The following is a 22182-nucleotide window of genomic DNA, read 5'->3' on the forward strand; positions in this document are numbered from 1 at the left end:
CGGTTCCATGGCACCAGAGCCTGCATTGACGTGAGTGCAGCCGCCATACTGGTTGCCCTCAGACGGTCTTCTCTGTCCGCCCCGCGAACGTGTTTCGTAACCCGAAGCAACTATGGAGCAGACTTGGGTGGGTGACGACGAATAGACCCCGGCCCGGCCTCGCCATTGCTGCGCTGAGCCTTGGGACGGCGCTGAACCCGCTGAACTCGTCGATGATCGCGGTCGCGCTGGTAGTGCTGCGGCAGGATTTCGCGCTGGACGTCGCCACCGTTACCTGGGTGATCACGTCGTTCTACCTCGCTTCCGCGGCCGGCCAGCCGCTCATGGGCAGGCTCGCTGACCGCTTCGGCCCCCGCCGCTTGTTCACTTTCGGCATGGCTCTGGTCGCCGTCACCTGCGCCATCGCGCCGTTCCTTCCCAACTTCGCTTTGGTGTGTGTGGCCCGCGCGCTGATGGCGGTAGGGACCGCGACGGCCTATCCCTCGGCCGTCGTGATGGTCACCGAACTGAGTAAGCTCGCTAACTTACCGTCCACGCGGCCGCTGGGCCGGATCCAGATGGCAAACACGTCGGCCGCTGCTGTGGGTCCGGTGGTCGGCGGATTGTTGGTGAGTTTGGTCGGTTGGCAGGCGCTGTTCGCTATCAATGTGCCAATCGCGCTGGTTGCCCTCATTGTGGTGCACAAGGCTGCGCCGGCCGACTCCGGACGGGAAACGGGCAGGCTGTCGGCTCTGATCCGCGACTCCGACATCCCCGGCATCCTCGCATTCGTCACGTCACTCATGCTCGCGATGATGGCGTTACTGAACGTGATGCCGGCCTACCGTTGGTGGCTCTTGGCCGCTGCGACTGTGATCGGCGCGCTTTTCGCCTGGCGCGAGCTGCGCTTCCGCCCGCCGTTCCTTGACCTCCGCCTGCTGGGCAGGAACCGGCCACTGTTGCTGGTGTACTTGCTGTTCGTGGTGTTCAGCGGCGTCTACTACTTTGCCTTCTTCGGACTGCCGCAATTGCTGCAGGAGGCAGGTCATTACGACGCCGGTGTAGTAGGCCTGCTCATGCTGCCCCTTGCGGCGTTGTCGGTTGTGGTGACGCCACTGACGGTGCGGCTGATGGAGCGGTTCGGCGTGCGTTCCGTCCTGATCACAGGTGTGCTGATTCTGACTGTTGCTGCAGCCGGTCTTGGCGCGCTCACGTTGTCGCTGTGGGCGCCTTTGGTGTTCGTGCTGACCGCAATGATGGGCATTCCCTATGGGTTGGTGAGCACGGCCTCGAACCAAGGGCTCTACGTTTCTGCCCGCCCGGAAGAACGGGGGGTAGCTGCCGGGATCTTCCAGACCTGCCGCTACCTTGGCGCGATCACTGCAACCGTGCTGATCGGTGTGCTGTATGGCTCGGGCGTGAATCAGGCGAACTGGGGACTCATGGTCCTGGTGATGCTGGGCCTGAACGTGCTGGTGTTGGTTCTCGCCGTGATGTGGCGGAAGCCCACCGCGGACACGCGATAAAACACCTGACCCAAAGAATCGGGCCTTCCGCGACACGTTCCGGCATTCACTCGTACTCACCACTGCAATAGTTACGCCCCGGATTGCAGGAGAAGTAGATGCTTGGACTCGAAAATACCCCGGAAATTCCCAGTGGCTCGCCAGCGCCCGAATTGTGGCTGCTGCTGGTCACCGTTGCCATTCTTGTGACCCTGGTGGCTCTCGCCGCAGTGGTCGTTTCCCGTTTGGCGTTGCCACTCTCTGCCTTGTTGCAACGAGGACGGCGTGGGAGGGGGCCGCGGCATCGCAGCTCCCGCAAGCGGGAGCTGCCCCGAGGAAGGCACTAGCCACATGCCTTGCTTAATACGTTAGTGACCACTAACGTATTATTTGTGTTGGATGCCCTGGAGATAGCTGCTGAGCCCAATCGGCGTCGGCTGCTTCATCTCCTGGCAGGCAGCGAGAAGGCGGTCAGTGATTTGGCGGCTCATTTCGAGGTCAGCCGGTCCGCGGTTTCACAGCACCTGTTGTTGTTGGAGAAAGCGGGCCTGGTGATGGCCCGCAAGGAAGGGAGAAACCGGTACTACAGGCTCGATCCCCAGGGGATGGGCCGGCTCCGTGATCTTGTTTCCCAGTTCTGGACCAACGAACTGGACCTGCTGGCTTCCGATGCCGCCGCTCTTGCCCAACGGCGGGGCGATCAGCATCAACAACACCCAGACCACTAATAACTTCCAAAGGCGAGGACGCACATGAGTTTCGACAAAACCATCCACCTGCCGGTCACAGCCGACGAGGCCTTCGCCCTCATCACCCAGCCCGAGCGACTGCGGCGCTGGCAAACGGTCGCAGCCCGGGTGGACCTCAGGATCGGTGGGGATTTCCGCTGGACCGTTACCCCCGGCCACCATGCCGCCGGAACGTTCCAGGAAATCGAACCGGGCAAGCGAGTCGTCTTCACGTGGGGCTGGGAAGGCGGGGGCGATCTGCCTCCGGGTGCCTCGACCATCAGCATCACCTTGGAGCCGGATGCCGACGGAACGTCCCTCCGGTTGCTGCATGAAGGGCTCACCGAGGAGCAGGAGACATCCCATGCGATGGGCTGGAACCACTACCTGGATCGGCTGCTGGCTGAGGCTTCATCGAAGGACAGCGCCGGCCGCGACGACTGGGCATGGGCACCTGATCCCATCAACCAGCTGAGCTCAGCTGATGCGTCCTTGGCCATCCTTCTTGGCGTGCTTCGCAACGTCACTCCCGGGGACACAGCGAAAGCCACGCCCTGCGAGGAGTTCAACGTCAGCGAGTTGCTGGACCACTTGGCCGGATCGCTGAAGGGCATCGGCCGTGCGCTCGGTGCAGCACCCGTGGACCGCGCGGACGCGTCGCCCGAGGTGCGGATCGCTGAATTGGCCCAGCCTGCGCTGGAAGCCTTCAGCAAGCGCGGTCTTGAGGGAACCGTCGACATGGGGTTCGCCGAATTGCCGGCAACCACGGTCGCCGGGATCCTGAACCTCGAACTGCTCGTCCACGCCTGGGACTTCGCCAAGGCGACGGGACAGCAAGTGGAGGTGTCCGACGTCGTCAGCGATTACGTGACGGAACTTGCCCGGCAGACCATCTCCGAGCAGGTCCGCTCCGGCGGCAGCTTCGCGCCAGAGCAGCCGACGGCGGAGACAGCCAGCAGTCTGGAACGGCTCGTAGCCTTCACCGGCCGCACTGTCACCCTGTAAACCTCCTTAACCCCAAAACAAACAGCAGGAAAGAAGGACCATCATGTCCAGGTATGTTTTCATCTACCACGCACCCATGACCCCCGCAGAGGCCGCCCCGCCGTCACCGGATGACATGGCAGCCGTCATGGGGGAGTGGAATGCATGGGGTGCCAAGGTGGGCGATCGCCTGGTGGACTTCGGCACGCCGCTGGCCAACGGAGTCCGAGTGGCCTCCGACGGCAGCACGTCGCCCAGCCAGCGTGAAGTGGCCGGCTACAGCATCCTCGAAGCCGACAACCTCGACGCCGCAGTTGAGCTCGCCAAGGTCCACCCGCACCTGAACATGCCCGGTGGCTGTGAGATCGAAGTCCACGAAGCGCAGGAAATCCCTGGAATGTAGCTCGCGTTCCTCAGCGAACGGTCAGGGGCCGACCCGGCGGTAGTGAGAATGATCAGCTGCTGGGTGGCCCTGGTCATCGCGACATAGCGGTCCACGGCTCCTTCGGTACCCCTGCCGAATTCCTCTGGATCGATCAGGACCACGAGGTCGAACTCCAGTCCCTTGGATAATTCCGGCGCCAGCCAACGCAGGCGCGGCGACGCTGGGAGCGAGCCGCGTCCGACGTCGTTCTTGCTGATGACGCAAGCGATTCCTTCGGCGTGCGCGTCAAGCCACGTGGTGAGGATCGAGTCCAGCTCTGCAATGGATCCGTGGACGACTGGGAGCTCGCTGCTCCGGATGGACGTGGGGACGTTGGCATCGGGGAGGGCGGCCTTGATGACAGGTTCGGCCTCGGCCATGACTTCCTCGGGCGTTCGGTAGTTGATGCTGAGATGGGTCAGGTTCACGTTGGTCAGCCCGACGCGCTCCAGGCGTTCCTGCCAGGACTCACTGAATCCGTGCCTGGCCTGTGCCCGGTCACCGACGATGGTGAAGCTCCGGGACGGGCAGCGCTGCAGGAGCATCTGCCACTGGGCATCGGTCAGTTCCTGCGCCTCGTCCACAACCACATGGGCGAACGGGCCGGCGAGCTGGTCCGGGTCCACGATCAATACTGACTCGTCCATGAGCTTCTCCTGCATGTCCTCGCCGCGCAGCATGGACATGACCAGCATTTCGGAGTCGTCGGCGGCTACGAGGTCTTCCACAACGCGATCCATGAGTTCACGTTCGGCGGCGGCCTCGGCCTTCTGTCGACGCCTTCGTTTGGATGCTTCAGGATCGCCCAGCCGTTGCCGGGCTGCGTCCAAGAGGGGCAAATCCGACACCGTCCAGGCGTTCGGATCGGCCCGCTGAAGCCTTCCCGCGTCCTCAGTACTGAGCCAAGGGGCGCACAGACGCAGGTACGCAGGCACCCGCCAAAGGTCGGCCACGAGATCCGTGTAAAGAAGCAGCGGCCACGCCCGGCTGAACGCTTCCACCAGATCCGGATTCCGGGCGAATGACTGCCGAAGCAAGTCCTCCGGAACCTCGTCCGTATCGAACTTGTCCACCAAAATGGTGAGCAGTTCCTCCCAGACTTCCTCGCGCGCCTCATTGTGGGGAGTGCCTGGTGCTGGCACGTCGAAGGCCTCGGCCCAGTCGTCTGCGCTGAGCCAGACGTCGGCCCAGGGCGTCTCGACTTCCAGGCCCTCCTTCGGCGGTGACTCGTAGAACCTCACGGCCGGCTCAATCGCCTTCACTAGGTCCGCCGAGGATTTCAGACGGGCAACTTCGTCGTCGGCTTCAAGGGCAGCATCGGCTCCCTCAGGCACGAGGTCTCGCAGGGTGCAGGTCTGCACGCCCTCCTCACCAAGGCTGGGAAGGACATCGGCAACGTACGCCAGGAAGGGCCGGTGGGGGCCGACGAACAGGACGCCGCCTCTGCGGTGACCGAGCCGGGGGTCCGAGTAGAGGAGATACGCGGCGCGGTGCAAGGCGACCACGGTCTTCCCTGTACCGGGACCGCCGTCGACCACCAAAGCACCCCGGGAAGACGCGCGAATGATGGCGTCCTGGTCCGCCTGGATAGTGCCGAGCACGTCCCGCATCCGCGCCGAGCGGCTGCTGCCCAGGCTGGCGATGAAGGCTGAAAGGTCCTCAAGCGCAGCGGTGCCGCCGGGCAATTCCGCCGAGGTCGGGTCTTCCGTGAACGTCTCGTCCCAGTAGTCGGTAACCCGGCCACGGGTCCAGCGATAACGACGGCGGGCTGCCAGGCCCATCGGGTTGGCGTGGGTGGCTCCGAAGAACGGCTCGGCGGCGGGCGAACGCCAATCGATCAGCAGCCTGCGGCCGTCACTGTCCGTGAGTCCGAGTCGCCCAATGTAGAGAGGCTCAGTGTTGCCGGCGGGGACGATCCGGCCAAGGCAAAGGTCCAGGCCGAAACGACGCAGTGCACGCAGCCGACCGGTCAGCCGACGGGTTTCAACGTCCTTCTCCACGGCCTCCTGACCGAAGCGGCTTGGGGCTTTGCGTATGGCATCGAGCTGATCGGACAGCTCGGAGATGGTCTGCTCAAGGCTTTCAGCGATGGCTGCAAAATGCTTTTCATCGGCAGCGATCAGGGCTGGATCTGCTTTGGGTGCGAGGTGCTCGGGAAGGTTGAACGCGCTGGTTGTGAGGGGCACGTTGTCAGCTCCTTTCTGGGCTGATGACGCCGGAACCGCGCGTCTGAAACAGCGCGTACTCCCGGCGTCGGCTCTCAATTTTGCAGCAACCCCTGGGCCTTGCGGCAAGCCCCCCCAGTGCCGTATAGATTGAAAGTGAGGAGACACAACGTGTCTCCTTTTTTCGTGCCTTTTTGCTGGGCTGTTTTAGGGGGTCTCGGCCTTCTCTTGACTTAAGAACTGAGTAAGCTCAGAATTGAGTCAACTCAGTTATTTAGTCAGGAGCACCCCCCATGAGAGCCTTCGTCCTCAAAAAGTACAAAGAACCCCTGCAGGAAGTTGACGTTCCGGAGCCGTTGGTTGGGGAGCATGACGTGCTGGTCCAGGTGAAGGCAGCCGGTCTGAACCAGTTGGACGAGAAGATCCGCCAGGGGGAGTTCAAGCAAGTTCTCCCGTACAGGCTGCCGCTGATCCTTGGCAATGACCTCGCCGGAGTGGTGGTCAGTGTGGGTGCGAAAGTACGGTCCTTCAAGCCGGGCGATGAGGTGTTCGCCCGCCCGGACAAGGATCGCATCGGCACCTTTGCCGAACGGATCGCTGTGGCCGAGTCGGACCTTGCCATCAAGCCGGCGTCGATCAGTATGGACGAGGCTGGATCCCTTCCACTGGTGGCCTTGACCGCCTGGCAGGCGCTCGTTGAACGCGGCAAAGTTGGCCCGGGCCAGAAGGTCCTGATCCATGCGGGGGCCGGGGGAGTGGGCTCTATCGCGATCCAGCTGGCCAAGTACCTTGGGGCCACCGTTGCTACAACGGTCAGCGCCGCAAACGCGGACTTTGTCCGCGAGCTCGGGGCCGACGTCGTGATTGATTACCGGACGGAGGACTTCGCGGAAATCCTCCATGGCTACGATCTCGTTCTGGATAGCCTCGGCGGCGAGAATCTGGAGCGATCACTGAGGGTCCTCAAGCCCGGCGGTAAGGCCATCGGCATCTCGGGCCCGCCGGATCCCGGCTTTGCCCAGGAGCTCGGAGCAAACGCCGTGAGGAAGGGCGCTATCGCGCTCATTAGTGCCGGCATCCGGCGTAAGGCCCGTCGTCTCGGCGTCACCTACGAGTTCCTCTTCATGCGCGCCAACGGCAGCCAGCTGCGCGAGATTGCCGCGCTCATCGACGCCGGGGAAATCCGCCCCGTGGTGGGCCGTGTAGTTCCGTTCGACCAGACGCCGGACGGCCTTGCGGAGCTGGACAAGGGCGGCGTCCGTGGCAAAACAGTCGTCAGCCACTAAGTAAATCCACTAGTCAGGAACAAACATCATGAGCAATGTCATCACCGCCTACAAGGACGCACCGGTCAGCACAGTTACCGCAGGCGGCGTCACCTACAGTTATCGTGAGCTGGGCCCGAAGGGTGGAGTCCCCGTCGTCTTCCTGGTCCACCTCGCCGCGACAATGGACAACTGGGATCCCCGCATCATCGACCCCATCGCCCGGAAGCACCACGTGATCACCTTCAGCAACCGCGGTGTCGGTGCCACAACCGGCAACGTTCCGGGCACCATAGAGGAGATGGCGGAAGACGCCGCGACCTTCATCAAGGCGCTCGGGCATCAGAAAGTCGACCTCTTTGGATTCTCGCTCGGGGGCATGATTGCCCAGGCTTTGGTCCTCAAATACCCGGAGCTGGTGCGCAAGCTCGTTCTTGCCGGCACTGGTCCTGCAGGTGGGAAGGACATCGACAAGGTGGCCCGCGTAACCTACTACGACGTCCTGCGAGCAACACTGACCCGGCATGACCCCAAGGAATTCCTGTTCTTCAACCGCAATGCTGCAGGCAAACCCGCCGCGAGGGCATTTATCCAGCGACTCAACGAGCGCACCGCCAACCGGGACGCACCCATCAAGACCAAAGCCTTCCAGACGCAGCTGAAGGCCATCAAGAAGTGGGGCCGCACGGAACCGGCCAACCTGGGCGCGATCACCCAGCCGACCCTCATCGCTAACGGCGACAACGACCGCATGGTTCCGTCCCGGCTCTCCGACGATATGCACCTCCGGATTCCGGGCAGTGAACTGGTCATCTACCCGGATTCAGGGCATGGCGGCATCTTCCAGTACCACCAGGAGTTCGTGCCCGTTGCCCTCGAATTCCTTGGCCGATGATCCAGCAAGCGCTGATACGGTATTTGAATGCAGGCTGTGCCCCAGACCCTTGGCCGACGTGAGCGGAATAAGCAGGAGAAACTTGACCGCATCACCGCTGCGGCCCGCGAGCTCTTCACCCAATACGGCGTAGACGAGGTCACCACCCAGCAAGTGGCTGAAAAGGCCGACGTCGGATCGGGAACCTTGTTCTTGTACGCCAAGACGAAGGCGGAGCTGCTTCTCCTGGTCCACAACGTCAAATACGCTGAGGCACTCAACTCGGGCGTCGCCGCTGCGGAACAGGAAGAAGCTGTCCTTGACGGGATCACGGCGATCATTCGACCCATCATCAAATGCAACCGGGTCCAGATCGAGAACGGCCGGACGTACCTGAAAGAGATCGTCTTTGGCGATCCCACCGAACCGCATCACGCGGAGGCACTTGCCCTGACTATTCGCACGGAAGCTGCCATCGCAGAGGTGTTGCGGCGGGATGAGCAATTGACGGCCCGGGACCCAGCGAAAATTGCCCGGGTCATCTCGGCGATCATGTTCGTCAGCATGAGCTCCTCCGCCAACAGCGGTCTCACCGACGAGCAGGTCGGAGATGAGATCCGCGATCAGGTCAACGTGGTTTTGGCCGCAGGGAGCTAGCGGCCGCAGACGCCGTCTCTAGTGGGAGTGCCCGTGTCCGTGGTGGTCGTGGGCGCCTTCGGTCGTCATTCCCGCAGCCGCGGCAAGATGGCTCCAGCCGGCGTCGCTCAGTGCGTGGTAGGCGATGTGGAGTTCCTTGGCAGGCTCGCCAACGGAGGCCGTGTCGCGCCTTTCAAGGACAGCGATCAGCTCGACTGCCGCAGCGGTGAACCGGCTGGCAGCGGCCTGCAGATCCGGCGGCCAAGCGATCGCTGCGACGGCGATGTGTGCGTTGCGGATCAACGCAGCCCAGTTCCGGTCGATCTTTGGGTCCGGGCCGGTGAGGGTGGTTGCGATCCCGTGGAATCCGACGTTGTCGATATAAGTCAGTGACGCCAGCAACCCGGCCGGTGTCACCGGCTGTGCGCCTGTGTCTGATGGGTCCATGGCAGCCTCCAACGGGTCCTTCCTCCAAGGATGCCTTCAATGCTTCACCTGCTCAAGGGCATCGGCGCGGCCCTGTTTGGGAGATGCAAACGAGTCCTTCCAAGAAGCCGACGCCGATCACACCTTGCGCAGGTTGGGGTGCCAGTTGGCGGGTAGGCTGAAACCGACCATCGTTGACCGTCATCATCGTTGACACGGCACATCGTTGACCCGGCATCATCGTTGACGCGGCACGCGCAAGGAAGGACTGTTGTGGAACCACGCCCGACCATAACCAGGTTCTTTCTTGGAGCAGGCCTTCTGGCCGTGGTCCTGGCATTGATCGCCGGTTTGTTGGGCATGCACGTCATGGTCGGCCCCCACTCACTGCACACTGCCGTCATCACCACTGCGGCGGACACAGCCGCTACGGCCGTCGCAGCCACTGGAGATGCCGCAACGCACACCGGCCATGCGGGCGCGTCGCAGTCTGTGAGCGGAGACACCGGAATGGCGCCGCTGGCGCTGTGTTCCTGCTCCGGGAACTGCTCAACTGCGCATGTGGCGGGCGGTTCCTGCATCCCTTCAGTCGGGCCCGGCGGTCTGGCTGCGCCGGTTCGGGACAGCACAACCACGGCGCCGTCCACCGTCCAGGTCCAGGCCGATCCTTCCGGCACACTGTGGTCTTACCAGCCCGGAAGTCCTTCACCGGGTGAATTGTCGATCAGCAGAACATAATCGGTCGCCCGCGCCGAGATCAGGGCCTCGCCGAGATCGGCGCCCCGCCGAGATCAGCGCGCACCCGGATGACCGGGCTGCCCGAATACTTGGGCAGCGGCTCTCTTCTGCTGCCCCCAGGCAGCGCCACTGCCCAGCCTCTTCTGCTGGGCATCGCCGGAACCTTTCCGAGTGGGTGCATCGACGCCCACCCCTCCTTGTGAAGGACCACTTATGAACACCCAAAAACTCTTGCCCCTGTCCGCAGTTGCCCTCGCGGCGGCTTTGGCCCTTGCCGGTTGCAGTACCGGCACCCCGGGTTCGACCGGGACCTCCATGCCGGGGATGGATCACGGCTCCATGGGCTCATCCAGCCCCGCTGCTTCAACGTCATCGCAGGCTGCGGGAGACCACAACTCAGCGGACGTGATGTTTGCCCAGATGATGATTCCCCACCATGCGCAGGCCGTGGAAATGAGCGACATGATCCTGGCCAAGCAGGGCATCCCCAGTGAAGTCAGCGCCCTCGCCACCCGCATTAAGGACGCTCAGGGACCGGAGATCGAGAAAATGACTTCCTGGTTGTCCGGCTGGAACCAGTCGACGCAGATGCCCGGCGGCCACAGCATGGAAGGCATGATGGGCGCCGATGACATGGCGAAACTCGAAGCAGCCCAAGGCGTCGACGCCGCGAAGCTGTTCCTGACCCAAATGATCAGCCACCACAAGGGTGCAGTGGTGATGGCCCAAACTGAAACCAGCAGCGGTCAAAATGCCGATGCGGTGGAACTGGCCAAAGACATCGTGGCCGCGCAGGAAGCGGAAATCAAGGAGATGCAGCAACTGCTGACCACCCTCTAAGCAAGGCTCTGGCTGTCGGCCCGAACAGGGCCGACAGCATCCCTTGACTGTCCCCGCATCGTTGCCAGGCCTGGTCGCCGGATGCCAAGATACGTAGGTGGGCGCAGTAAGGGTGTCCGGCCTCAAAGTCAATTACCGGGTTAGGGGATCGGGCGATCCCCTCGTTCTACTCCATGGCGGCTTTGGATTGGATAGCCGATCATGGGGCCGGCAGCTCGACACCCTCGATGACGAGTTCATGGTCGTCGCCTGGGACGCTCCTGGCTGCGGAGGATCCGACGATCCACCGGAGTGGTTCCGCATGGAAGACTACGCTGACAGCCTGGCCGGGTTTGTGAGGGCGCTCGGCCTGACAAACCCGCACATCCTTGGCCTGTCGTTTGGTGGCGCTCTCGCCCTGGCCTTCTATGCACGACACCCGACCGTGCCTAGAAGCCTGATCTTGGCCGGTGCATATGCCGGCTGGGCGGGCTCCCTCCCAGCCGACGAGGTGCAGCGGCGCGTTCAACGGATCAGCAGGGAAGTGACACAGCCTCCCGGCGAGTGGCTGCCTAAGTACCTGGCCGGCATGCTAACCGAGTCTGCACCGCGAGAAATGGCTGAGCAGACACTCGCGCTGATGTCCGATATCCACCCCCGAGCCAGTTTGACGATGCTCCTGGCGATGGCGAATGCCGATCATCGTGGCATCCTCCCCGACATCGAGGTCCCGACGCTGGTGCTGCATGGCGAACTCGACGTACGATCGCCGCTGGCGGTCGGGAAGGAACTGCACAGGAAAATCCCTGCATCGCAGCTCGTCGTGCTCCCCGGCGTCGGGCACCTGAGCAACGTGGAGGCCGCAGATGCTTTCAATTTCGAGGTGAGGACGTTCCTTCGTTCCCTTAACGGCCCCATGGGATGACTATCGCCCGGGACACCTTGGGATGGAAAACGCAGGATAAACATCGCTCCTGACGTACGAGCTCCAGTATCCAAGTCACCAGACCTGCACATCGCAGCACGGCCTACCGGACGGCAGGTAAATGTGAAATGTTCAGACCATGACCGATGACGATTTGACCGAACTTCGAGCACAGGCAGACCAGGGCAGCCAGGACGCCGTTGACCAGCTTGTGGAACTGGCCGCTGAGCGCGGCGACCTTGAGGAGCTGCGTCGTTTTGCCGCGCAGGGGAGTACCGATGCCGTGGACCTCCTCATTGAGCTTGCCTCAGAACGTGGCGATGTGGAGGAACTTCGACGCCTCGCCGACGGTGGAAGCCGGACAGCAGCCGAGGTCCTCGCGGAACTCGAAGAAGAATACGGCACGGAATGAGAGCCCGTGGCGTCAGACTTGCCTGGAGCTAGGGCCGAGGCACTTTGCGGTCAACGCGGTACGCGGAGAACACGATACCGACCAGAAGTTACTCCATTCCCGCGTGATGCGGTTAGACAACATCCTTGGTTCGGTTTCTCCAGATACCGATCACACAAGGAATAAGGATCCATATGACAGCTGAAGATGCGGCAGCTGCAGCGTTGCCGCCTTCGGTCAGAACGTTGGTGAACGTGGCGGATTGAAGAAATGGCGTTGCTTCGCCAGCGACCAGACCAATCAGCGAGTCGAAAACAAAAGATTGAAACAGCACAAAGACAATCGCGAGTGGCGTGGACAGGAGCGTGGAAGCGACCGCAGCCCCGGACATGACGCCAACCAGGGTGGCGCAAAGCAGTAGCCAGACACTCCTGTTCAGGCTTCCGAACATGATGTCCGAGCTCGTGAAAACGGAGAAGCCCGCCGATACAGCAAAAGCCACGGCACAAATCACCAGCATTGTGGCGAGACCAAAGATGGCCACAGCGATGTACTTTGCGAGGAGCAGCACTCCCCGCCTTGGCTGTAGTACGAAGAACTTCACATTGTCGCGGTGCTGCCAGTCGGAAGTGATCGCGAGAATCGAAATAATTGGAGCACCGATGCCAGCGGGCAACGCCAACGCGGCAAGCATCATGGACATGTCAATCGGCTCGTTGCGACTGGCTGAGACGGCTACGAACGCGACGATCATCAGGATGCCTAGAAGCGTCATGCTAAAGAGAAGCCATCGCGAGCTGCGGGTATTGATGAGTTTTCGCATTTCGACGTAGACGGCAACGCCGATGGGGTTCGATACCGGACTGCTGATGCCGCTCATTTCCCCTCCTCCGTCCTGGAGACCGCTGCAAACTCCGGGGAAGTGAGTTCACTGTAGTAACTTTCCAACGATTCCACCGGCTTTCTGTGCAACAGGCTCACTTGGATGCCATTCCTCCAAAGGATTTCACCGACGCGCTCCGGTGACGACATCACTGAAATTCGCTCACTGGCGGAATGAGGGGCGTCAGCCAGTGCGATTCCCTCGGCATGCAGGACGCGCCTGATTTCAGACCGCTGAGGGCCATCGACTTCAGTGACTTCCGTTCCTCCAAGGTCTCCTATGGAGGAGTTAGAGATCACGCGGCCGCGGTCAATGATGACTACGCGATCTACATAGGACTCAAGCTCATTCAGCAAATGGCTTGAAATGAGAACGGCACCACCGTCGGCGGCAAATCGACGGATGGATGCCTTAAGCCAACTCATTCCCTCGACGTCCAACCCGTTGGCTGGTTCGTCCAGGACGAGGTACTTGGGATCGCCCAGAAGAGCGATGGCCAAACTAAGGCGTTGGCGCATGCCCAGGGACAGTGACCGTACTTTTCGACGACCTGCACTGGCCAGGCCCACCGACTCTAGAACGGCATCCACCCTCTGCCTCGGGAGCCCCATCATTGCGGCGGCCAAAGTGACTGTTTCTCGGGCCGACCTGCCGGGATGGTGTGCCGAAGGATCAAGCAGGAAGCCTATCTGTTGCCCTGGGTTCAGCAGTTCGTGGAAGGGCGAGCCAGCAATCGTAATGGAGCCGGTGTCTGGCCGGGTCAGCCCCGCGATCATTCTGAGCGTGGTGGATTTCCCGGACCCGTTTGGCCCGATGAACCCAGTGATCGTCCCTGGAGCGCAGCTAAAGCTCAACTCGTGCACGGCTTTTACGTTGCCGAAAGACTTCGAGATGTTGTCCAGTCGCAGGGTCATAAGAGCATGTCCCGTGATTTCATGAAGCCCCCCTTTCAATACACCCACTATGAGTGCATTGCTGCTTTAGTACGAATTGTTTGTACAGGTACGACGCCGGACCCGCCTCCCTGCCGGCGCCTTAACTAACGCTGACCAGGACTTGGTCGATGCGCGCCAGGAGACCCGGCCAGCCATTGCCCATGCCTTCAATGGCCTGCCGCCCCATAGGGCTGTCCAGGTTGAAGCCGGCGTGCTCGAAGTGAAGGATGGTGCCGGTTTCGCTGGCTTCCAAGGTCCAGGTGATGGTGGTGTCCAGAACGCCCTCTGCGAAGACGAACGTGATGGAGGTGCCCGGTTCGACGGCGGTGACTTCGCATTGCTGCTGGCCCCAGCCACCCATGTCCATCGTGAAGCGGTGACCCACCGTGGGTGCGATGTCGCCGGCAGCCCACCAGCGGGCGAGCAGTTCCGGGATTGTCAGGGCAGCCCACACTGCCTCTTTGGGGTGCGGGAAGGTGCGCTCGAGTTTGATGGCGTTTTCGGTCACGGAGTGTTTTCCTCATCCAGTAGTTCGGCCAGGGCGTCGAGCCGCTGGTTCCAATATTGCTCGTAGTTCTTCAGCCAGTTGCTGGCTTCCCGCAGGCCTTGGGCCTCAAGGTGGTAGATCCTGTTCCGGCCTTGCCGTTCCTCGCGGATCAGGCCAGCTTCCCGCAGGACCGCCAAATGCTCGGACGCCGTAGAACGGCTGAGGTCCAGGCGGCCCGTGAGATCGCCCGCCGTCAAGGGACCCTCACGGAGGCTATCGAGGATGGTGCGCCGCGAAGGGTTCGCGAGGGCGCCGAAGACGTCGGGTAGCACTCGATGATGATATGTCGGAAATTTCCGAAATGACAAGCCGGGCTGGCCTTGCCGGGCCAAAGATAGGGAGATCAGACCAGGGCCGTCATGACGTTCCAGCCTTCGCCAATCTGTTTCCGTGGCTCTAGATGGCGGCTTCCAACGCCGGGATAGAGCCAGAGGATGCCGTTGGTATCCCGGGCGATGATCTGCGAGTATCCCTCGTAGTTGTTGTCGAAGTTACCGGTGGCGATGATTGCTGTCATGGTGTTCCAGCCTTCGCCGACCTGCATCCGCGGGAGCCATCCTCCAGTTCCATTTCCTGGGTAGAGCCAAAGGCGGCCGCTGGTGTCCCGTGCCAGGAGGTCCATCTTCCGGTCTTCATTGAAATCGCCGCGACCGATCAGGGCAGTCATCACGTTCCAGCCTTCGCCGATTTGGAACCGGGGGAGCCACCCGCCTCGGTGATCTCCCGGATACAGCCAGAGGCGCCCTTCGGCATCACGGGCCATGAGATCGGCCATGTAATCACCGTTGAAGTCCCCAGGTCCCACCAGGGCAGTCATGACGTTCCAGCCAACGCCCACTTGGATCCGCGGCTTGAGAGTTCCGCCGCCCGTGCCGGGGTAGAGCCACAAGTCGCCGTTGGTGTCCCGGGCCAGGAGGTCGTCCGTGAACTCGCTTTGGAACTTGCCCGGACCAACGATTGCGGTCATGACATTCCAACCTTGTCCCATCTTGAACCGGGGCTTCTTCCAGCCGCCAAGGCCATCACCGGGATACACCCAGAGATCGCCTGCTGTGTCACGGGCCAGTACGTCGTGAAAGTAGCTCGTATTGATGCTGACGTAATCCCAGTTGTTGTTGGGGACGTTCAAAGCCCGCGTGGCTTGCGCCGGAACCACCGCGAGCCCCAGGAAAAAGACCGCAACCATGGCCGCAGCCGTACCAAGGAAAAGCCCGTGTCGGCGGCTTCCAGCCCGTCGCGATAAACGAGTTGTGCAGCGTGCACTTGTAGTCGACCCTGATCGGAACATCACTGTTACCCCCATTAGCAACATAGCCATCACGCGATGCCCCGGAGCTTAGCCGGATCGCCGAAGTTTTGTTAGGGGCTGGCGGAAAGCCCTGTCATCCTAGAGACATTCAGGTTTCACCGGTCGGGACGGAATCGAGGAGCTATGAAGCGGGTTCGCTACTTCACAGCGGCAGCAGCGGTTGCCGTCCTGCTACTCACCGGATGCACGGCCACAGCGGACCCCAGCTCACCGCCGTCGAGCGCGTCAGCAACCCCTCCGGGCGCTGCCTCATCGACAGGCTCGCCATCCGCAACGCCCCCGGCGGCGCTGGCAAAACTCGCCAGGATTCCCTGGGACGGTGGACCTGATTTCTACAAGAAGTTCAGCAAGGCCGACGCCGCAGGGTGGGATGACCCGGGATTCTTCCCCATCGGAGTCTGGTACGCATCCGCGAACGGCGAGCAGATGCAGTTCGACAAAGCGCATGGCATCAACTTCTACGTCCAATTCAACCCTGACACTGACTATTCGCTGTTCGACCAGCACGGCATGTTCTCGCTGATGAAAACGAAGAACGCACCCGATAACTGGGCCCAGCTCCCGGGCAACTACGTCGACGACGAGGTAGATGGCCGGTTCGGTTGGGATGAGGGCGTGGTGCACATGAACCAGACGATCAAAGAGTTGAAGTCCAAGGAGGAGGGCCGGTTTACCTACGCCAACTGGACTCCGTCCCTCATCAGCTACGACGCGCCCATGGACATCACCAAGCGGTACTGGGAGACCGTGGACGTGTCCTCGACGTCCAACTATTACTACGCAGGTGCCTGCCGCGATTGGCGGCTGCGCACACCCCAGGGATACAACCCGACGACGACGGCCACCTGCCAGACGTCGTCCGCGTACGCAAAAGCCATGCAGGTTATGCAGGAGGTCAACGCCGCGAGGGGTGTGTACTCGCCCATCTGGATGGTCCCGACCGTGCTTAGCCCGGAAGGTGAGCATGACCTGTCCGACCAGATGACGCCGGACCGGGTGAAGGCGCAGGTGTGGGCGATGCTCATCCACGAGTCGCGTGGCATTGTGTGGTTTACCCAGTCGCCCGGCGGTGGGGCCGATAACCCGTGCATGTCCGGAGATGCGCTGGCCGATGTCCGCATTCACAACACCGCCTGCTCCCGGGACCAAGTGCAGGCCATGGGTGAGATCAACGCAGAAGTGAAGGCCCTGGCGCCGATTCTGAACACGCAAAGCTATGTATGGAACTTCGGCGACGGGCTGGACACCATGCTGAAAAGCTACAACGGGGACGCGTACATTTTCGCGATGACGCAGGACGCGCTGACCGGGCAGCGGACCTTCACCCTGCCAACGGGCGTCACTCCCAAGACCGTCGAGGTGGTGAACGAGAACCGCACCATCGCCGTGAAAGACGGGAAGTTCACGGATGATTTCCCCGTTGAATCCACGCACCACGTCTACAAGGTGAGGCTGTAGAGGCGCTGCGCCCGCCTGTTCAGTCCTGTGCATTTCGTTGCCCTTCGCAGTGCAACCGCAAGAAACTCCTTGAGGAAACCCACTCAATGAGGAGCCTCACTTGCACCCACAAACCTTGGCCCGAAGTCTGGCCGCAACCACCGCATCCGCAGCGCTCATCGCTGCCACGCTGGTAGCCGCCGGATTCGCAGCCAGCCCCGCAGCAACCGCAGCCGAACTGCCTCCGCCCCCCACCGGCGTCGTGTATGCCAGCGACGTTCCGTGGTCCAGCATGACGAACGGCTGGGGGCCGGCCGAACTGGACATGAGCAACGGCGGCCAAGCGCTCGCGGACGCCAATCGTGCGCCGCTGACCATCGGCGGCACGGTGTATGCGAAGGGCCTGGGCACCCACGCGGCGTCGTCCATTACGTATAACCTCGGCGGGCAGTGCCGCCAGTTCCTCGCCCAGGTGGGCGTGGACGATACCCAGGGTGATCGCGGCCGGGTGGACTTCAGGGTCCTGGTGGATGGCGTGGAGCGTTTCGCGGGGGAGCGGAAGGGAACGGACGGAGCTCTGCCAGTCAACGTGGATCTGAGGGGCGGCACCACGCTGCAGATGAAGGTGGAGGCCGGCCCGGAAGGGAACGGCAACGATCACGCCGACTGGGCTGATGCCAAGATCAACTGCTCCGACGCGTTCCTGGCCGCGCCGCTGCGTATCGAGGGCTCAGCCGGGACGAACCTCAACTCGCTGGTCCCGGGGACTCCGGCGACCGTCGTCGTGCGTGACCTTCAGCCGTTGAGCCCCGTCAGTCTCAGCCTCCGGGGCGAAAACGTGGCCGACGCCGTTGCTGACGCCACCGGCGTTGCGACCATCACGTTCGTGGTGCCTGCTGGGGCCGCAGGCGGGACAACGGAGCTTGTCGCCACCGGCACTGGCCCCTTCGACGTGGCGACCACCGGCAGGATCGGCGCGTTGATCGTGCAGATCAGCGACGCGAAGTTCTATGTGGACTGCTCGGCGGCCACTCCCGGTGATGGCAGCCAGGCCAGCCCGTTCAACTCCATCGCCCAGGTCAACGGCTACGGCGCGTTCAACGCCGGCGAATCGGTCCTCTTCCGGGCTGGCACTGACTGCACTGGCGCGCTCACGCCCGCGGGCACCGGCGTCGCGGACCACCCGATCACGCTGTCCGCTTATGGCGACGGCGCCAAACCCACCATCAACGGCAACGGCGCGGTGGCAGCCATCCAGATCACCAATGCCAGCCACTGGACGGTCAGCGGACTACGTGTGGTGAACCCGTCGGACACTCCCGTGCGCAGGGTGGGCATCCTCTTCGAGAACAGCGGAACGGCACAGACCGCTGGCATAGTCGTCACCGGAAACCACGTGGAAGACGTGGCCGGCTGGCGAAACAAGGCCACGAACGGCGCTGGTTTCGCCCAGTCTGCCGGCATCATGGTGCGCACCTGGGGCAAGGGCTCGGTGGACGGCATCACCATCACTGACAACGAGGTGAACGATACCGCCGGCGGCGGCGTGAAGATCTCCGCTCCGGACACCACCGAGCGCTACAACACCAAGGTCTACGTAGCGCGCAACAAGATCCATGACGTGGGCGGCGACGCGATCGTGATCCACAATTCCGACGCACCGCTCATCGAGTACAACAGCGGACTCAACCTCGGCCAAGGCGCACACCCCTATGAAGGCGGCAACTTCGCGGGCATGTGGCCGTACAACTCCAAGAACCCTGTATTCCAGTTCAACGTTGTGGGCAACAGCAGCACCTCTGTGTACGACTCCACTGCTTGGGACTGCGACATGAAGATCGTGGGAACCTGCCTCTTCCAGTACAACTACTCGTACGGGAACGCGGGCGGCTTCTACCTGAACTGCGTCTCGAACTGCGGCGGGGGTTCCACCGCGGCGAACGTGGTGCTGCGGTACAACATCGCCCAGGACGACTGCCGGTTGGGCGGTAGCAGCAGCGGCACGGGCAAGCACTACATCTACAACAACACCTTCTACTGCCCGTCGCGCGTCTTCTTGGACGACATGACCGGCCCGCGCGAGGTCCGCAACAACCTGTTCGTGGCGCCGGGTGGTGGTTTGAAAACCGTGTCGGCTGTGTATGCGAACAACGCCTACTTCGGCGGTATTTTGCCTCCTGTTGGCGAGACGGGTTCGGTGCTGGATGATCCGCGGTTGGTTGCTGGCGGGAGTGGGCAAACTTCCCTGTCGGTTCCGGGGTATCGGCTGCTTTCCGGGTCGCCTTTGCTGGGTGCCGGTGTTCGAATTAACGACGACGGCGGCAGGGACTTCTTCGGGAACCCCACCTCTGGTGCGGCTTCCCTTCCGAATATCGGCGCTTACCAAGGGCCGGGCGTTGCTCCCGCCGCGTTGCCCTTTGGTTCGTTGGTGAATCAGACGTCCGTGGCGAATGCGGCCAACCCACGGAACGGTGCTGTTACTGCTGACCGGCGGACGTTCTCGGAGGAGGCTCTGGCGGAGGCTGGGCTTGGCTCGGGCGAGCGGTATTCGGCGTTTGGGGTGTCATCCGTTTGGCATCCTACGGCGGTGGGGACGCCGGATACTTTGAAGGCTGCGGGGCAGGAAGTGCTTGTTTCGGGCAAGGGGCGGACTTTGCTGGTGACTGGGTTCTCCACGGGGAACGTGTCTTCGGGCGTCGCGACGGTGCACTTCACCAACGGCCAGAAGCGCGATGTGGTTCTGTCGTTGCCGAACTGTCTCTCGGGAGTCCCCTCGGATACCAGCGTGGTTGTTGCTTCGTCGGCGTATCACCAGCGGCACACGCAGGCTTACATTGGCGGGCCTTCGACGGTTGTGCGGGTGGATGAGCCAGCTCGGGTGTTTGCCACGAAGATCGACATTCCGCCGGCGTTCGAGGTATCGAGCGTGACGCTGCCGCAGGGGAGCGCCTTGGTGGACGAGGGGCTGAACATCATGGACATTGCGGTGGGGAATCTGCCGGTGGGGTTGGGATGATTCCTGGGTGAGCTGAACGAGCAGGTAGAGACAGCTACGGCACCAACGATTCAGAATCGTTGGTGCCGTGCTCAATTACTTGGTCACGTGAACAACGACAGCCTTGCTGATTGCCTGCTCCATGCCAGGATTATCGATGCCGGTCACAGTCCAGTTGCTCAGTAAGAGTACGGTCTTTCCGGTGTCTGAGTTGTACACGACTTTCTTGAAGCCGAGAGCCTGCAGCTCATCGTCTAGAGCCTCGGCATTCATCCCGGCCACATTGGCGGGAATGATCGCAGTGATTGCCGGAGCCGGCGCCGGTGTCGCGGGCACTTGCGCCGCAACCGGGGTAGGTGCCGGTGTGGCCGTTACCGTCGCTGTGGCGGTTACTGTCGCCGTGACAGTTTCCGTGACCTTCGGAGCGGTCGCAGGTGTTCCAGCGCAGCCAGCCAGTGCAAGGCACGACAAGGCTATGGCAAGGACGATTTTCTTCAAGATTCCCCATTTCAGTTTCAACGACCTTTGTCGCCGCCCCCATTTCGCTCGCGGTTTGCGAACACCAGAGGAAGTGTAAGCTTCAACGAACGCGCCCAGGATTTGTTACGTTCTCCTGCTCTCACAGTTCCTTACGTTGGACGCATCGCCTTTGACTCACCTTTGTCTCGGCGTTCAAAAACCGCAAGAAGCGAGATAGTAAGTTCACTTAAAGGTCGGGCAGACATAATCCCGTATTTTCCTTGCCAATTTTTCTAAAGCCTGTAATATCCGATTACCGGGCACAGGGCTCGGTGCTTTGGGGAGCACTACTGGGGGTATTTGCCGGCGCACAGTCGACTTTCTGCCATTCTCAATGCCAGAGACTAAAGGCATTCCACTCGCATCAAACCCATTCGCATGATTTTGTCGCGCCCAAAATACCGGGCACTGAAAGGAACCTCATGAGTCAGGATCACGAAGGCTATACGCCTTCATCCCCGCAGGGTCAGACCCCGCCGACAACGCCGTCGGGCTACCAGATGCCTCAACCGCAAGGCTACCCGCCTCAATCCGCACCACAGGGATATCAGGTGCCTCCGTCGCAGGGGCAACTATTCCAGCCGCCTATTCCTCCTCAGAAGTCTTTTCTGGTGACATGGATACTTGCGATGTTGGTAGGTGTATTTGGCGTTGACCGTTTCTACCTGGGCAAGGTGGGAACCGGCATTGCAAAGCTGCTGACGTTCGGAGGACTGGGGGTATGGGCACTCGTTGACCTCATACTCGTCCTTGCAAACAAGCAAACAGACAAGTACCGCAGACCCCTAGAGGGCTATGACAAACACAAGGTAGTTGCTCTTATCGTCACAGCCGTATTCATTGTTGGCGGCATCGTCTTGAACTCAACACGCGGACCCGTAACACCGCCAGCTGCGGTCCCAATCCCTGCCTCAACGTCGTCAGCGAATTCAGAACCAGCCGCTTCATCAGCACCCACTTCCCCAGCGTCTACGCCTTCTCCCGCGCCGTCAGCGGCACAGACCACAGCCGCAGCAGCGTCGGCCGCCCCAAAAGTGGCTACGCAAACTTTCAGCGGCGTTGGCGATGACATCGTGGCTGCTTCCCTTTCCGGTGCGCCAGCTATCGTTACATTCACCTGTGATCCATGCAGCAGTAATACGGTGCTGAAAACAAACGGTCGCGACAGCCTACTGGTCAACACAATCGGGTCCTACACGGGGACTCACATTGTTGATACTTCGACCGGGTCCACCACATCTGAGTTCACCATTAACGCTCAAGGCAGCTGGTCGCTGACAGTTGCGGACATCACCACGATTCCCTCCACGACAGGGCCCCGTCAGCGGGCACGGGGACCAAGTGATTCTCTTGGGGGGAAAGTCGACCAAAGCCGCCATCACTTACGTGGGTGAGAGCAACTTCGTTGTTAAGGGGTACGGTGGAAGCCGCTCCGAGCTGGCTGTGAACACCATCGGCTCCTACACGGGCACTGTCAAATTGACGGGCCCCGGGTTCGTGCAGGTCACGTCAAGCGGCGACTGGACGATTACGCCCGGATAGTCTCCAAATCATCGCGTCCAATTGGGACACGTTCATAGAAATCAGCCCGGGTCCCCGCTGTGGACCCGGGCTACTCTTTCTTCGCTTCACAACTCGGCCACTAAAGCGGCGAAGCTCATCGGCATGGGACGAATGAACTGGAGCGCAACAACTGGT

Annotated in this window: 22 protein-coding genes; 14 read left to right on the top strand and 8 right to left on the bottom strand. The window is 61.7% G+C overall.

The window, feature by feature from the left end; genetic code table 11:
* The first annotated feature begins 131 nt into the window (after positions 1–131).
* The 3 genes from LDP01_RS15840 (at position 132) to LDP01_RS15850 (ending at position 3217) form a co-directional block, all read left to right on the top strand.
* Positions 132–1505 (top strand): MFS transporter, encoded by a 1374-nt coding sequence (locus LDP01_RS15840; protein ID WP_224091348.1) that lies wholly within the window; start codon positions 132–134, stop codon positions 1503–1505.
* A gap of 350 nt (positions 1506–1855) precedes the next feature.
* Positions 1856–2212, top strand: a complete 357-nt coding sequence (locus LDP01_RS15845) for an ArsR/SmtB family transcription factor (RefSeq protein WP_224091350.1) — start codon at positions 1856–1858, stop codon at positions 2210–2212.
* 24 nt (positions 2213–2236) lie between these two features.
* Positions 2237–3217, top strand: a complete 981-nt coding sequence (locus LDP01_RS15850) for a TIGR03086 family metal-binding protein (RefSeq protein WP_224091351.1) — start codon at positions 2237–2239, stop codon at positions 3215–3217.
* A 255-nt stretch (positions 3218–3472) separates the two neighbouring features.
* On the opposite strand, the gene helR is transcribed toward LDP01_RS15850, so the two are convergent.
* Positions 3473–5806, bottom strand: coding sequence for an RNA polymerase recycling motor ATPase HelR (helR, locus tag LDP01_RS15855; RefSeq protein ID WP_224091352.1), 2334 nt, complete (start codon positions 5804–5806; stop codon positions 3473–3475).
* A 272-nt stretch (positions 5807–6078) separates the two neighbouring features.
* On the opposite strand from helR, the gene LDP01_RS15860 reads away from it, so the two are divergent.
* Genes LDP01_RS15860 through LDP01_RS15870 form a run of 3 tightly spaced genes read left to right on the top strand, consistent with a single transcriptional unit; the run spans position 6079 to position 8581 of the window.
* Entirely contained in the window at positions 6079–7071 is a 993-nt protein-coding gene (locus LDP01_RS15860; RefSeq protein WP_224091354.1) for an NADP-dependent oxidoreductase, read from the top strand.
* Positions 7072–7099: 28 nt separating this feature from the next.
* Positions 7100–7945: an alpha/beta fold hydrolase gene (locus tag LDP01_RS15865; protein WP_224091356.1), complete on the top strand. Its 846-nt coding sequence runs from the start codon at positions 7100–7102 to the stop codon at positions 7943–7945.
* A 27-nt stretch (positions 7946–7972) separates the two neighbouring features.
* The gene (locus LDP01_RS15870) at positions 7973–8581 is read left to right on the top strand and encodes a TetR/AcrR family transcriptional regulator (RefSeq protein ID WP_224091359.1); all 609 of its coding nucleotides are present in this window, start codon (positions 7973–7975) and stop codon (positions 8579–8581) included.
* An 18-nt stretch (positions 8582–8599) separates the two neighbouring features.
* Here the strand turns inward: LDP01_RS15870 and LDP01_RS15875 are convergent, their stop codons facing one another.
* On the bottom strand, positions 8600–9007 hold the full coding sequence (locus LDP01_RS15875) for a hypothetical protein (RefSeq protein WP_224091360.1): 408 nt from the start codon (positions 9005–9007) through the stop codon (positions 8600–8602).
* A gap of 252 nt (positions 9008–9259) precedes the next feature.
* On the opposite strand from LDP01_RS15875, the gene LDP01_RS15880 reads away from it, so the two are divergent.
* The 4 genes from LDP01_RS15880 (at position 9260) to LDP01_RS15895 (ending at position 11880) form a co-directional block, all read left to right on the top strand.
* Complete coding sequence (locus LDP01_RS15880) at positions 9260–9724, top strand: hypothetical protein (protein ID WP_224091362.1); 465 nt, start codon at positions 9260–9262, stop codon at positions 9722–9724.
* Between the two features lie 213 nt (positions 9725–9937).
* Positions 9938–10564: a DUF305 domain-containing protein gene (locus LDP01_RS15885; RefSeq protein WP_224091365.1), complete on the top strand. Its 627-nt coding sequence runs from the start codon at positions 9938–9940 to the stop codon at positions 10562–10564.
* A 97-nt stretch (positions 10565–10661) separates the two neighbouring features.
* A complete protein-coding gene (locus LDP01_RS15890) occupies positions 10662–11468 on the top strand; it encodes an alpha/beta fold hydrolase (protein WP_224091367.1) in 807 nt (268 codons plus the stop codon).
* Between the two features lie 139 nt (positions 11469–11607).
* A complete protein-coding gene (locus LDP01_RS15895; protein WP_224091369.1) occupies positions 11608–11880 on the top strand; it encodes a hypothetical protein in 273 nt (90 codons plus the stop codon).
* 112 nt (positions 11881–11992) lie between these two features.
* Here LDP01_RS15895 and LDP01_RS15900 read toward each other — a convergent pair whose 3' ends face one another.
* The 5 genes from LDP01_RS15900 to LDP01_RS15920 form a co-directional block, all read right to left on the bottom strand.
* Positions 11993–12739 carry a hypothetical protein gene (locus LDP01_RS15900; RefSeq protein WP_224091371.1) on the bottom strand — a complete coding sequence of 249 codons (747 nt, stop codon included), beginning with the start codon at positions 12737–12739 and terminating at the stop codon, positions 11993–11995.
* The gene (locus tag LDP01_RS15905) at positions 12736–13656 is read right to left on the bottom strand and encodes an ABC transporter ATP-binding protein (protein ID WP_224091373.1); all 921 of its coding nucleotides are present in this window, start codon (positions 13654–13656) and stop codon (positions 12736–12738) included. The genes LDP01_RS15900 and LDP01_RS15905 overlap by 4 nt, the downstream gene beginning before the upstream one ends.
* Before the next feature lie 121 nt (positions 13657–13777).
* The gene (locus LDP01_RS15910) at positions 13778–14185 is read right to left on the bottom strand and encodes an SRPBCC family protein (protein WP_224091375.1); all 408 of its coding nucleotides are present in this window, start codon (positions 14183–14185) and stop codon (positions 13778–13780) included.
* A complete protein-coding gene (locus LDP01_RS15915; RefSeq protein ID WP_224091377.1) occupies positions 14182–14496 on the bottom strand; it encodes an ArsR/SmtB family transcription factor in 315 nt (104 codons plus the stop codon). The genes LDP01_RS15910 and LDP01_RS15915 overlap by 4 nt, the downstream gene beginning before the upstream one ends.
* A 71-nt stretch (positions 14497–14567) precedes the next feature.
* Positions 14568–15410 (bottom strand): FG-GAP repeat domain-containing protein, encoded by an 843-nt coding sequence (locus tag LDP01_RS15920; protein WP_224091380.1) that lies wholly within the window; start codon positions 15408–15410, stop codon positions 14568–14570.
* 246 nt (positions 15411–15656) lie between these two features.
* On the opposite strand from LDP01_RS15920, the gene LDP01_RS15925 reads away from it, so the two are divergent.
* Positions 15657–16991, top strand: a complete 1335-nt coding sequence (locus LDP01_RS15925) for a hypothetical protein (protein ID WP_224091382.1) — start codon at positions 15657–15659, stop codon at positions 16989–16991.
* Between the two features lie 100 nt (positions 16992–17091).
* Positions 17092–19986: an NPCBM/NEW2 domain-containing protein gene (locus LDP01_RS15930; protein WP_224091384.1), complete on the top strand. Its 2895-nt coding sequence runs from the start codon at positions 17092–17094 to the stop codon at positions 19984–19986.
* A gap of 75 nt (positions 19987–20061) precedes the next feature.
* Here LDP01_RS15930 and LDP01_RS15935 read toward each other — a convergent pair whose 3' ends face one another.
* The gene (locus LDP01_RS15935) at positions 20062–20463 is read right to left on the bottom strand and encodes a hypothetical protein (RefSeq protein ID WP_224091386.1); all 402 of its coding nucleotides are present in this window, start codon (positions 20461–20463) and stop codon (positions 20062–20064) included.
* A gap of 521 nt (positions 20464–20984) precedes the next feature.
* Here LDP01_RS15935 and LDP01_RS15940 point away from each other — a divergent pair.
* Complete coding sequence (locus LDP01_RS15940) at positions 20985–21878, top strand: TM2 domain-containing protein (RefSeq protein WP_224093881.1); 894 nt, start codon at positions 20985–20987, stop codon at positions 21876–21878.
* Positions 21826–22026, top strand: a complete 201-nt coding sequence (locus LDP01_RS15945) for a hypothetical protein (RefSeq protein WP_224093960.1) — start codon at positions 21826–21828, stop codon at positions 22024–22026. The genes LDP01_RS15940 and LDP01_RS15945 overlap by 53 nt, the downstream gene beginning before the upstream one ends.
* The last annotated feature ends 156 nt before the right edge of the window (positions 22027–22182 follow it).

The organism is Arthrobacter sp. StoSoilB13 (assembly GCF_019977255.1).
In the GTDB taxonomy this organism is placed as follows: domain Bacteria; phylum Actinomycetota; class Actinomycetes; order Actinomycetales; family Micrococcaceae; genus Arthrobacter.